General features: G+C 51.8%; 10 protein-coding genes. 4 read left to right on the top strand and 6 right to left on the bottom strand.

Annotation, left to right across the window (positions count from 1 at the left end):
- Nucleotides 1–35 precede the first annotated feature (35 nt).
- Both AYI87_RS03645 and AYI87_RS03640 read right to left on the bottom strand, forming a co-directional pair.
- Nucleotides 36–485 (bottom strand): TIGR02444 family protein, encoded by a 450-nt coding sequence (locus tag AYI87_RS03645; RefSeq protein ID WP_144199699.1) that lies wholly within the window; start codon nt 483–485, stop codon nt 36–38.
- A 67-nt stretch (nt 486–552) separates the two neighbouring features.
- Nucleotides 553–2,463, bottom strand: a complete 1,911-nt coding sequence (locus tag AYI87_RS03640; protein ID WP_144199697.1) for an ABC transporter ATP-binding protein — start codon at nt 2,461–2,463, stop codon at nt 553–555.
- Between the two features lie 174 nt (nt 2,464–2,637).
- Between AYI87_RS03640 and AYI87_RS03635 the strand changes: the two genes are divergently transcribed.
- Nucleotides 2,638–2,838, top strand: coding sequence for a YheV family putative zinc ribbon protein (locus tag AYI87_RS03635; protein WP_011864400.1), 201 nt, complete (start codon nt 2,638–2,640; stop codon nt 2,836–2,838).
- Between the two features lie 35 nt (nt 2,839–2,873).
- Here the strand turns inward: AYI87_RS03635 and AYI87_RS03630 are convergent, their stop codons facing one another.
- Together AYI87_RS03630 and AYI87_RS03625 are read right to left on the bottom strand one after the other, a co-directional pair.
- Nucleotides 2,874–3,185, bottom strand: a complete 312-nt coding sequence (locus tag AYI87_RS03630; protein WP_144199695.1) for a hypothetical protein — start codon at nt 3,183–3,185, stop codon at nt 2,874–2,876.
- 100 nt (nt 3,186–3,285) lie between these two features.
- Nucleotides 3,286–5,208: a methyl-accepting chemotaxis protein gene (locus tag AYI87_RS03625; protein ID WP_144199693.1), complete on the bottom strand. Its 1,923-nt coding sequence runs from the start codon at nt 5,206–5,208 to the stop codon at nt 3,286–3,288.
- Between the two features lie 274 nt (nt 5,209–5,482).
- Here AYI87_RS03625 and AYI87_RS03620 point away from each other — a divergent pair, with 274 nt between their 5' ends.
- The 3 genes from AYI87_RS03620 to AYI87_RS03605 all read left to right on the top strand — a co-directional run bounded on the left by AYI87_RS03620 (nt 5,483) and on the right by AYI87_RS03605 (nt 11,739).
- Complete coding sequence (locus AYI87_RS03620) at nt 5,483–6,892, top strand: MFS transporter (protein WP_144199691.1); 1,410 nt, start codon at nt 5,483–5,485, stop codon at nt 6,890–6,892.
- Between the two features lie 225 nt (nt 6,893–7,117).
- Complete coding sequence (gene dbpA, locus AYI87_RS03615; RefSeq protein ID WP_144199689.1) at nt 7,118–8,524, top strand: ATP-dependent RNA helicase DbpA; 1,407 nt, start codon at nt 7,118–7,120, stop codon at nt 8,522–8,524.
- 983 nt (nt 8,525–9,507) lie between these two features.
- Nucleotides 9,508–11,739 carry a S41 family peptidase gene (locus AYI87_RS03605; protein WP_144199687.1) on the top strand — a complete coding sequence of 744 codons (2,232 nt, stop codon included), beginning with the start codon at nt 9,508–9,510 and terminating at the stop codon, nt 11,737–11,739.
- Nucleotides 11,740–11,787: 48 nt separating this feature from the next.
- Here AYI87_RS03605 and AYI87_RS03600 read toward each other — a convergent pair whose 3' ends face one another.
- Nucleotides 11,788–12,201: a GFA family protein gene (locus AYI87_RS03600; protein WP_144199686.1), complete on the bottom strand. Its 414-nt coding sequence runs from the start codon at nt 12,199–12,201 to the stop codon at nt 11,788–11,790.
- A 65-nt stretch (nt 12,202–12,266) separates the two neighbouring features.
- A complete protein-coding gene (locus AYI87_RS03595) occupies nt 12,267–12,665 on the bottom strand; it encodes a hypothetical protein (protein WP_144199684.1) in 399 nt (132 codons plus the stop codon).
- Between the last annotated feature and the right edge of the window lie 76 nt (nt 12,666–12,741).

Here is a 12,741-nt window from a genome sequence, read left to right as displayed (position 1 = left end):
ATAGTTGAGCTTGGTTTTTGGGTGGGGGCGAGGCCTTAGCGGATCAGTGTCTGTGCCAGCTGGTGGTATTGGTCTATCTCTATCTGAAACAGGCCGAGATAGCGGGGTAGATTCGCCTGGCCCTGCTCATTGGGAAGCTGTCTGAGTTGGCGCAGTATCATCCCTTGGGACTTGCGCTCCAGCATGAGTTCTACCTCTAGCATCTGGCGATACTCGGCCTCGGCCAGGTTGTGTTTGCTGAGCTTTCTCAGCCTGCGGTAGGGCTTGAGCACCTTCTGCTCCCAGGTCTCGACCTGCTCGCTGAGCTGGCGCCAATCCTGGTCGCTCAGGTAGTAGTGCTGCTCATCGAGCCACTGGGCTAGCAGCAGGAGATTGACGTTGAGCCCGTAGTCATCTTGCAGCTTGAGGTAGAGCAGCAGCCCCTTCTCGTAGAGGCTGTCGCAGGTCTGCCACAGGCTGGCGTCAAAATGATTTACATGGCTCATACTTCATCCTTGTATCGCTTAGGTTTTCCCTTTGGTGCTGGGTTGGCTTGAGTGAAAGCTTCGCGCGTTAGCTCTGCAGCTTGGCCTCTTGCTCTATGGCTTCTATGTTCTCTTGCAACTCGAGCCACTCCATCTCGCTCTCTTCAAGCTGTTGGGTATGCTGGGTCCGCTCGGCCAGGATCTGGGTGAGTTTGGCCTTGTTGTCGGCCTCATACAGGCTGGTGTCGGCCAGCAGGTTTTCCAGCTCGGCCAGCTTGTCGCTGCAATCTTGTTGGATCTTCTCAAGCTTGGCCTGCGCCTTCTTCAGCGGTGACAGCTTCTGTCTCAGCTCAGCTTCCAGTCGTTTCTGCAGCTTCTTATCCTGGGCCGGTGTCGCATCATCCTGGGCGGCAGGCTTGTTGGCCTCCTTGGCGGCGTCCAGCAGCCACTGATGATAGTCGTCGAGATCGCCGTCGAAGCTCTTCACCTCGCCGCCATCCACCAGGTAGTAGTCGCTACAGCTCAGGCGCAGCAAGTGTCTATCGTGGGAGACTATGATCATGGCGCCTTCGAAGGATTGCAGCGCCATGGTGAGGGCGTGACGCATCTCGAGATCCAGGTGGTTGGTGGGCTCATCGAGCAGCAACAGGTTAGGGCGTTGCCACACCAGCAGCGCCAGCACCAGACGGGCCTTCTCACCGCCGGAGAATGGGCGAACCGGAGACAGGGCCATGTCGCCGTTAAAGCCGTAACCGCCGAGGAAGTCTCTCAGCTCCTGCTCCCTGTTGTTTGGCGCGAGTCGCGTCAGGTGCTGCAGCGGCGACTCATCCAGGCGCAGAAACTCCAGCTGATGCTGGGCGAAGTAACCGATATTGAGGCCGGGATTTGGCTCATACAGGCCGCTCATGGGCTTAAGTTGTTCGGCCAGCAACTTGATAAGGGTCGACTTACCCGCGCCGTTACGCCCGAGCAGGCCGATGCGGGCACCGGGTACCAGATTCAAATGCACATGGTTGAGGATCGCCTTGTCGCCATAGCCGACTGAGACCTGCTCCATCTTCACCAGCGGGTTGGGCAGAGCCTCGGGGGCACGAAACGCCATGTAGAAGGGGCTGTCGGCCTTGGAGGGCAGCAGCTCCGTCATCCGTTCCAGCGCCTTGAGACGGCTCTGGGCCTGCTTGGCCTTGCTGGCCTTGTAGCGGAAGCGGTCGACGAAAGATTGCATATGGGCGCGCTCTTTCTGTTGACGCTCATATGCCACCTGTTGCTGGGCCATGCGCTCGGCGCGGATGCGTTCGAAGGCGGTGTAGTTGCCCTTGTAGTAGTTGAGCTTATGGTGCTCGACATGCACTATTTCGTCGACGATGGCGTCGATAAAGTCCCTGTCGTGGCTGATGAGGATCAGCGTGCCTTGGTAGGCCTTGATCCAGCTCTCTAGCCAGTACATGGTGTCCAAGTCGAGGTGGTTGGTGGGTTCGTCCAGCAGCAGGAGTTCGGAGCGGCACAGCAGCGCCTGGGCCAGGTTGAGACGCATGCGCCATCCCCCCGAGAAGCTCTTTACCGGATTTTGCTGCTCGGCCTCACTAAAGCCCAGACCTGCCAACAGGCTGGCAGCGCGGGCGCGGATGCTGTAGCCGCCGATGGCGTCTATCTTGCCATGCAGCAGGGCGATCTGGTGGCCGTTATCCTCCAGCTGTGCCTTGTGCAGTGCCTCTTCCAGCTCGCGATATTCGCGGTCGCCGTCGATCACATATTCCAGCGCACTGACCTCCAGCGCCGGGGTCTCCTGGGCGACTGTGGCGATCTGCCAGCCCGTGGGCACGCTGATCTCGCCCTTATCCAGGCTGAGGTGCCCCATGATCAACGCAAGCAGAGATGACTTGCCCGTGCCGTTGGCACCCACCAGGCCCACCTTGTGGCCGGGGTAGACAGTCAGAGAGGCTTCATCCAATAGGGTCTTGGAGCCGCGAATAAGTTGCGCTTGGGTAATGGTGATCATTGAGGTCGACTTGATGCATAGCTAAGGATTAATAGGCTTGGGATGATAGCCCAGTTGGGGGGCCGCTTGCCACTCTTTAGCCGGGACATTTTGAATCCGATAGGGTGTTTTGCCGCGCCTTGTGGCAAAATGGCCCCATCGACAGAGTTTTTATCCCAACAGGTTGAGTCAAGCGTGAGTAGAGTCAGAGTCAAGAAGCGTTTCGTTGCCGGAGCCAAGTGCCCCAAGTGTCATGCCCAGGACAGCATAGTGTTGTTTAAGGAGCAGGGAGTTGAGACGGTCGAGTGCGTCGAGTGCGATTACCGTGAGCAGCAGGCCGAGGCCGAAGTGGCCAAGCAGGCCACTGGCGCAGTGATCGGGGTGTTTAAGCCCTAACGCTTTTAGGCGTGAAAAGCCTAGTTGCGAAAAACTTAGTCGTGAAAACCCTGCTGTAGAAACAGGTGACGCGTCTGATTGAAGCGCGCCTCGTCGGCGAGGATGAAGTCGATCGCCAGCTGAGCATTTTCCTGCCTGAACTTCTCCGTCTTGGCGATCTCATATTCGTTCATCACGATATTCATCGCCTCCACTGTCCATTCGCACTCCCCCTGGCCTATGCTGACCTCGTCGGGATCATAATGGGTCACCATCCAGTCCTGGAACTCTTCGTTATCTATCTTGCCCTGCTGCCAGGCGGTGAGCTGGTCGATGAGTTGCTGTTTGCTGATGTTGGCTTGGCTCATTTTCTGTGTGTCTATTGTTTGGGGGATAAGTGGCACACATGATAGCGATAAAAGCGCTTTTATACGACGGCGCCGAGGTTATTGTTCGGCGCCTTCGAGATTAAAACTTAAAGCGAGATACCAGTTCGTTGAGTTGTACCGCCATCTCTCTCAGATCGCTACAATCGAGTGAAGTCTGGCGAACCACGTCACTGCTGCTGCGTGAGATATCGGCAATGGCTGTGACATGGGGATTGATTTCACCAACAACGTTGGACTGCTCTTCCGTTGCCGTGGCGATCTGCATACTCATCTCGCTCATGGCCTGAATATTTTCGGCGATGCTGTGTAGGTGTTCGCCTGAGAGGCTGGCTTCCTGTTGGCTCTGTTGACTCTGGTTTGTACTCTGGCCGATGGCGTTGACCACTTCGGTCGTTTTCGCCTGTAGTTTCTCTATGATGTGACGAATATCCTCGGTAGAGGCATGGCTGCGGGAAGCCAGTGTGCGGACTTCATCAGCCACTACCGCGAAGCCGCGGCCCTGTTCGCCTGCCCGTGCAGCCTCGATTGCTGCGTTCAGTGCCAGCAAGTTAGTCTGTTCCGACACGCCGCGGATCACCTCAAGCACAGTGTCGATGGAGCTGGCATCTTCTGCAAGTTGCGATACCGTCTCGCTGGTGGTCAGTAGCTGCTCACTCATGCTTGCTACTGAGGCAATGGTATTTTGTACCGACTGATTGCCCTGATTAACCGATTGGTCGGCGACCTGGGCATTCTCGGCGGCATTGTTGGCGCTGCTGGCGATCTCTTGGGCTGTCATGCCCATCTCGTGAATGGCGGTTGCCACTTGCTCTATCTTGCTGACCTGATCGTTGATCTCATGCTCCATATGTTTAGCTTGATTGTCGATCCGCTCGACCGCCTGAAACAGATCGTTGGCTGTTGCCGATACGCTTTGCAGTGTCTTACTGAGATAGGTGACAAACTGGTTATAGCTGGCAGCCATGCTGCCCGTCTCATCCTGACGACTGTCGTCCAGTCGCAGCGAGAGGTCGCCCTCTCCCTCACCAATGCTTTTCAGCATGTCTGCAAGCTCGCCAAAGGGAGAGATAAGGCGGTTGATCAGCCAGGCGCTGGTGAACATGATAATGGCGGCCAGTATCAGACCCATCAGTGCCAGTTGCCAACTGGCTTTATTGATGGCGCCAAATAGCTCGTCTTGTGGGACCTCGGCGATAAGATACCAGCCGATTGAGGGAATGTAGCGACTGGCGACTAGGGTGTCGACACCATTGTTATCATATTCTGAGGTGGCAAAGGTCTGCTGAGACAGCAATGCTTGCGGATCTTTAATGCCCAATGTACTCAGTTGCTTGCCGGCAAACTGGCTTTGACCGTGGATCTTTATCTGGCCATTGCCGTCGGTAAGATAGACGCGCCCCTGTTCACCAATCTTATATTGTTTGATGTTGTCGGCCAGACTGTTGAGTGACAGCCCTACGCCCGCTACGCCGCTCGGCTTTCCCTCTATCTGTACTAGATAGTTGATAAACAGGGTGGGCGTTTGGTTGAGATCGTCGACATCGATACTCAAATCGTAATCTTTACCGCTACCTAAGAAGCGATAAAACCAGGCATCTCTGTCGTCACTTGGAGAGACAGTTTTAAAGAGTCCTTCATGGGTGATGTAGCGTCCCGTGGTATTAGAGACCAGAAAGGCGGTAATGGCGCCAAATCGCTGACGAATATTGGCGAGGGAGGCGATAAGTGTTGCCTGGCTAGCTTCGGGTTCACCTTGACGTATCATGGCCTGATATTCGAGGTTATTGGCCATCACCTTGGAAACTGTAATCGGCATCAATAACTGGGCGTCAATATCGTTGGCGACCTCACCTAAAACCGCGGGTAATTCTCGGTTTAGGGTGCTGTCGAGAATGATCTCCCGGCTATTGGACATTGCATAGAGGCTGATCAAAAAGATGGATAACACGACAGAGGCCAGGGTGGCGAGTACGACTTTACGACGGATGTTGAGTTTTAACATTAGCATCTCTCCTAATCTGACCTAAGTATAGGAGACTATGGTGAATCTGCAGGTGAGAAATACATTTAGAAGTTGCTGATATTTAATGGCTAATCGGTAGATTTCAGTATGGAGAACTAGGCTCGTCTTGTAGAGGAGTGCATTTAGTTGTTACGGACTTCTTGTAAGTTTGTCGCCCACTTTTGTCAAAAATTGATCCCCATCATGACGCTAAGGTTGCGTCTGGGCGCGGCTCGGGGTAGTTTGGGGTGTTTTTTTGCCTGGAAGACTAAAAATGAATAATAACTCTAAGTCCACAGAGGCGCCGCGCTTCCCCAGAATCTTCTGGATCGCCAACGGCGTCGAGCTGCTCGAACGAGCGGCCTATTACGGTGTGTTCATCGTTATCACCCTCTACCTGTCACGTATTCTCGGTTTTAGTGACGTCGAAGCCGCCTGGCTGGCGGGCTCTTTCTCCGCGGGTCTCTATTTTCTGCCTACCTTCAGCGGCGCTTTGGCCGATAAGATAGGCTTTCGCGGCGCCTTGCTTCTGGCATTCGGTCTGTTAACCATAGGCTATGCCTCGCTGGCGATATTCCCTGCGCTTATCGAATCTCAGGGGCTGGTGGAATATGGCAAGGAGACCATATATCACGGCCTGAAGGAGGCGGATATTCGCTGGGCGATCGTGCCTATTCTTATCGTCATCATGATAGGTGGCTCCTTCATCAAGGCGGTGATCACCGGCACTGTGGCGCTATCGACAACGGCCGAGACCCGTGCCAAGGGCTTCTCTATCTTCTACATGATGGTCAACATTGGCGCCTTCTCGGGTAAGACAGTGGTGAAGCCGCTGCGTGAATCCATGGGTGACCTGGGGCTTATTAACCTCAACTACTTCGCCGCCACCATGACGCTGATCGCCTTCTTCAGCATCATGCTCTTCTTCAAGAGCACGGAGGAGAACCGCTCCGGCAAGAGCCTGGGCGAGATCTGGCAGGCGCTGCTCAAGGTGCTGTCTAATGCTCGATTGATAGCCCTGATCTTAATCATCACAGGCTTCTGGATGGTACAGCATCAGCTCTACGCCACCATGCCAAAATATGTGCTGCGTATGGCCGGTGAGGGCTCATCGCCGTCATGGTACGCCAACGTCAACCCTCTGGTGGTCTTCCTCTGTGTCAGCTTCGTCACAGGTATGATGGCCAAGCGCAGCGCGCTGACCTCTATGACGGTGGGGATGTTTATCATGCCGGTATCGGCGCTGCTGATGGCCTCGGGTAACATGTTTGCCGGCAGTGAGACCATCTTAGGCATGCACCCCATCGCCGCCATGATGATCATAGGCATAGTATTCCAAGGCTTGGCCGAGTGTTTCATCTCGCCGCGCTTCCTGGAGTATTTCTCGCTACAGGCGCCTAAGGGCGAAGAGGGTCTCTACCTGGGCTTCTCGCACCTGCACTCTTTCATCAGTTCATTGCTGGGCTTCGGTCTGTCGGGTTACCTGCTGGAGGCCTACTGTCCAGATCCGCGCGTCTATAACGACCACGCCGCCTGGGTCGAGGCTTCGGCACATGCTCACTACATCTGGTATGTGTTTGCCGCTATCGCCAGCGTGTCGGCGGTGTCACTCATCATCTATGGCGCCGTGATCAAGCGTATCGATGCCAAGAATGATACCGACGCCGAATTGGCAACCGCCTAACTGTTTGACTCAGTTTTGGTTGGTTTAACCCTGAATGCCGTCGCGATCCCTCGCGGCGGCTTTTATTTTATTCCCCGTCTAATTGGCGCATTGCCGCCTGATTGCTGCTATAATCGCCGCCATATCCACGCACGCCCTTGAAGATTCATCGGCAGCTGCCATCACATAGCTTTATTTGTGCCTGATCTAACTCAGTTTTTCTCGGCACAGCATTAGGAAATTACCGTGAGTCAATCTGACGCTACTACGCCAAGCGGGGCTTTTGACAGTCTGCCGCTTAAACCCGCTTTGCTCGATACCCTGAAATCTATCGGCTTTCACCAGATGACGCCTATTCAGGCCCAGAGTCTGCCTGCCATCCTCAATGGGCAGGACGTCATAGGCCAGGGCAAGACGGGCTCGGGCAAGACGGCCGCCTTCGGTTTAGGCCTGCTCAACAAGCTGGATGTGAAGCGTTTTCGTATCCAGACGTTAGTGCTTTGTCCTACCCGTGAGCTGGCGGATCAGGTAGCGGCGGAGCTGCGCACCCTGGCGCGCGGTATCCATAACATCAAGATCCTAACCCTATGCGGCGGCGTGCCCATGGGGCCGCAGATAGGCTCGCTGGAACACGGCGCCCACATTATCGTCGGTACGCCGGGTCGCATCATAGATCACCTGGACAGAGGCCGCTTGGATCTCGACAACGTCGATACGTTGGTGCTGGATGAGGCGGATCGCATGTTGGAGATGGGATTTCAGCGTGAGCTGGATGCCATCATGGCGGAAGTGCCCCGTGAGCGTCAGACCCTGCTGTTTAGTGCCACCTTCCCTGAGCAGATCCAGGGGCTTAGCGAGCAGTTTATGCTCGATCCCCTCATGGTGAAGGTCGAGGTACAGCACGGCGGTGAGAGCATAGAGCAGCACTTCTACGAGTGCGGTAACAATAACGATCGTATGAAGGCGCTGCAGCTTCTGCTGCTTAAACATCAGCCCGAGAGCGCCGTGGTTTTCTGTAACACCAAGCGTGAGACCAAGGATGTGGCGGCCAAGCTCACCAATGCCGGTTTCAGCGTGGTGGCCCTGCATGGGGATCTGGAGCAGCGGGATCGCGACCAGATGCTGCTCAAGTTTGCCAACAAGAGTGCCAGCGTCATGGTGGCCACAGACGTTGCGGCCCGCGGCTTGGATATCGACGCCTTAGATATGGTGGTCAACTACCATATGGCCTATGACACTGAGGTGCACATTCACCGCATCGGCCGCACCGGCCGCGCCGGCAGCAAGGGCGCCGCCCATACCCTCTTTAACCATGAAGATGGCTACAAATTATCCCTGCTGGCAGATGCACTTGGCCGCGAGATAGACGGTGAGGCGCTACCAGGTGAAGCCCTGCTGGACACCATGCCGCCGCAACCCAGAATGGTCACCATTCAGATAGATGGCGGTAAGAAGCAGAAGGTGCGTCCAGGGGATATCCTCGGCTGTCTTACCGGTGACAACGGCATCGAGGGTAGTGAAGTGGGCAAGATCAAGATCACCGAGTTTCGCTCCTACGTGGCGGTGGATCGCAAGGTGCTGCGCAAGGCGCTCAACAAGATCGTGAAAGGCAAGCTTAAGGGTAAGAGCTACCGGGCGTGGGAATTGAATTAATTAATCGCGTAATCTAGCGCGGTAATTGGAAAAGGAGCTGACTGGCGTTAGCTCCTTTTTTGTTGTCTGGGGTTTGGCAGCATGTTTAGTTGTTGAGTGAGGTTGAAGGTCGACCCTTCATGGAAACTTATTGCCTGCCGCAGGCTTTATGTGCAGATACGCCCGTGACACGCTGTGCGCCATCAGACCTTCAAGGATGGAGGGAATGCCGAAAATGTCGGGAACATTTTTTGGCCATGAAACCGAAGGTCACTGGCGTATCTACACTCGGCATCTAACGACTCTTCGATTTGGCCGTGTTTGGTGTGAAGAGGGAATGAAAAGCTTACTTGGTCTTGTCCCAAAGTGTGTTGGCCTTGGAATGAAGGTTTGGCATTTCTATAGTTTGTTTGTTTGTTTGATTTGCATTTGGCCACATGATCATTAATTAAATGAGTTGAAGGTCGTACCCTCATGGTTATTTAACGCCTTCCCGGCGTGGGATGTGCAAGCACTCTTTTGGCACGCTGTGAATATATCCTTATACGCTTCACGGCGGCGTCCATGCCGCCGAGAGCCAAAAGCGTGCTTACACCCGTATCTAAACGTCTCTTCGATTTGGCTGTGTTTGGTGTGAAGAGGGCATCAATTGCCCCATTCTGTGCAGGCGCATTAATAAGGCGAGGCTTGTGTACTAAGCCTATTGACCAAATTTTAGTAATGCCACAACTTGGCTAGAACAAGGGGGCGATTCACATAAGAAACATGAATACCTCGATAAGCTAGGATTTCTTCGATATCTCGTAAGCTGAGTGTGAATCGATGACTGAGTTAAACAGCATTACTGATTATTTGAGCCGGATATCGATGGCCGGAATAGATAGTGTTCATGCGGCTAGGATGCAATAACTGCGAAGATATTGCTTAATCTTAATGAACGAGGTCCACTGCAGTGATTACTATGGTTATAGTACAAGAAGTAAAGGATTCAGGAAGTTAATAAAATGGAAAAAAATATACGTATCATGGTTTTGTTGCTTTCTTTGTTAGCGGCCTTCGGAGGGGTGGCTAAGCCAAGTGTTCCTGACCTAGATTTCGAAACCCATGATAAGTTTCCTGCTGATGGGTGGAGGGTATCTGGAGGGGATGCTGGGTATAGCTTTTCGGTTGACGATAAGGTTTTTCAACGTGGGCAGAGATCCGTTTCAGTTGAGTTTAAAGGAAGTAATCCTGGCGCTGGCTCCTTTGGTTATTGGTTGGCGCTCAAAGCGAAGGGGCAAAACATTAAGCTGAGGGGGGCAGTGAAAACTGAGGGTATTACTGATGGATGGGCGGGTTTGATGCTTAACGTTCACCCTGATCAAGCCTTTAGTAATATGTGGGAACAGAAGTTATTCGGTGACAATGATTGGAAGGATTTTGAGATTAGTTTGGATGTCGATCTTAAAAATGCTTCTTCTATTACAGTTGGTGGTGTGTTATCGGGTAATGGGAAAGTTTGGTTCGATGATCTTCAGATACTGATAGACGATAAACCATTAACAAGTTCTCAACTACGTGAGACTCCTCGCGCATATAAGGATGACGAATTTGATTCTGGTTCAATGTTGGTTTTGTCGGGATTGGATGAGACAACACTAATAAACTTAGACCTTTTAGGGAGGGTGTGGGGGTTTCTGAAATACCATCATCCAAATGTGGCAAGGGGAGATTATAACTGGGATTATGAATTGTTTAGGTTTCTTCCCGATTATCTTTCAGCTGTGGATGTTCAGGAGAGAGACAAGAGTCTGGTCGGTTGGATCGATCGGTTAGGTAAGGTGACTCCGTGTATTGATTGTAAGGTGACAAATCAGGAGTCTGTTCTGAAGCCAGATCATAGATGGTTCTATGAATTCGGTCTATCAAAAGAACTAATCAAAAAATTGAACTCGGTCTATGAGGGCCGGAGACAAGGCGCGAGCTTTTATGTAACCACTGACACTAGGCGGAGGGGCATTTTTTCAAATGAAAAAGCTTATTCTAATATGCCGTATCCAGATGATGGGTTTAGGTTATTAGCTTTATACCGGTACTGGAACTTGGTTCAATATTTTTTTCCGTATAAGCATCTGACTGAAAAGGAGTGGGGTAGTGTTCTCGCTGAATATATTCCATTGTTTCTAGGGGCAAAAAATCGGTTAGATTATGAAAAAGTGGCGCTATCTTTAATGGGTGAGCTTAAGGATACGCATGCTAATTTATGGGCTGGTCGCGGTGAAGTTGAAAAAATGCGAGGTGAATTTTACCCTCCAGTTTTCACAAGGTTTGTTGAGGGCGAGCTTGTTGTTGTAGATTTTTACACGGAAAAAAAGCTTGATATCAGCGAAATGCCCCACCGGAGCGGCCTGTCCATAGGCGATGTGATTACAGAGATCGATGGTGTCGGCGTGGAAGAGTTGGTTAGGGATAAGCTGCGTTATTACCCGGCATCAAATGAGGCTTCAAGGCTAAGAGATATTGCTCCTGATTTGTTGAGGTCGAATAAGTCTGAAATAGATGTAAGCTTTAGGCGCGACAAGTTAAAGGGTAATACGTCACTAAAACTATTCAAAAAGGAAGAACTGCACGTTTTCCAGTTGTATCGCAAACCTAAGGGTGAAAAGAGCTATAAAATTATCGATGGGGATATTGGTTACGTTACGCTGGCCACCATTGAGAAAGAAGATGTGGAATCTATAAAAAATCAATTCAAGGATGCGGCAGGCATCATAATTGATATTCGAAATTATCCTAACACGCCATCAATGTATAGTTTGGGGTCATTTTTCGTAGAAGATAAAAGCGCATTCGCGACATTCACTTATCCGAACATAGATAATCCTGGTGAGTTTGGTATTGGTAATGTAACGGTTCTTCGTCCATCGGAAGTGACTTTTAAAGGAAAGCTAGTTGTCTTAGTGAATGAAAATACGCAAAGCCAAGCCGAGTTTACAGCGATGGCGTTCAGGGCGGGTAGAGACACTACGATAATAGGGAGTAAAACGTCAGGTGCTGATGGCAACATTGTGAGCTTTGCTCTGCCGGGTTTATTAAGGACGGCTTTTTCCGGTCTTGGAGTTTATTATCCTGATGGTGGGGAAACTCAAAGAGTTGGTATCATTCCCGATATAGAGGTGAAGCCAACTATTGTAGGGGTGAGAGAAGGTAGGGATGAGTTAGTGGAAAAAGCTATAGAGATAATTAGGGCTAGATAGGCTGCGATTAAGTAGTTATCTAATCCCTGCATGACTGTAGTTTTAATATTAGCCTTCACTGCGGCTCTGACGGTATTTGGGCAGGTCATCGGCAATCTTGAGCCAGTCTGGCTGATTGTCCGTGTAGATGTGATATCTGGGGGCGACCGCGTTGGCATCGTCCAGGCTGGCGATGCTCAGGGTGTAGTAATCTGGGTAGTCGGTACTGCGATAGCTGATGCTGGTACCACACTGCTGGCAAAAGCCGCGGCGTATGGTGTCTGAGGAGGCGTATTCCTTGGGCGCCCCCTGTAACCAAGTGACCTGGTCGGCCTTAAAATCCATCCAGCAGGCGGCCATGGCGCCTGTGCTCTTCTGGCACTGGCTGCAGTGGCAGTAATCGCTGTCAAAGGGCTCGGCCGATACCTTGTAACGCAGCGCGCCGCACAGGCAGCCGCCTTGTAATTGCTCTACTGTTTTCATCTGTATTGCCGCCTAACTTTAGAGTTCATCCTTAAGATCGATACCTTAACACTAACTGTGAGTCTTTAGTTTCGTGGATAGATCTCAAGAATAGGAAACTTGTGTTCACCAAAAGCTAAGGTAATCGAGAGAATCTCGTTGGCGGAAAATCTTGTTTTAAAGATGTGAGGCGTTAGTCTTTCACCATTAGCAAACAGTGCCATTAGCTGGTTCTGGTTTAACGTACGTTGGCCGGATGCTAAGTTTTCAACGGTTATTACCGCCCAGCGCTCTCCTGCTTCATTACTCATCAGCACGCTATTGAGCACCTTAAAATCACTGATATCAGGTTGAATGTTATTTTCGTTGGGAAATGAGGATTGGAAGCTACCGGAGACGCTGCGATCGACGGTTAACACATCGTCTACCGCCATTGCCATGCCTGAACTTAACAGGCCGATTGCGAGCATAATAAATTTCAACATAGTGTCCTTACTTATTTTCCATGGTGTCCTTATTTAATCTGCATATTGTTTTATGCTACTTCGAGATTGAAATCAA

Origin of the sequence: Shewanella sp. KCT, assembly GCF_007636505.1 — a bacterium.
Taxonomy (GTDB): Bacteria; Pseudomonadota; Gammaproteobacteria; order Enterobacterales; family Shewanellaceae; genus Shewanella; species Shewanella halotolerans.
Note: the sequence above shows the minus strand (reverse complement) of the source record. Positions and strands in the feature narration are given on the sequence as shown.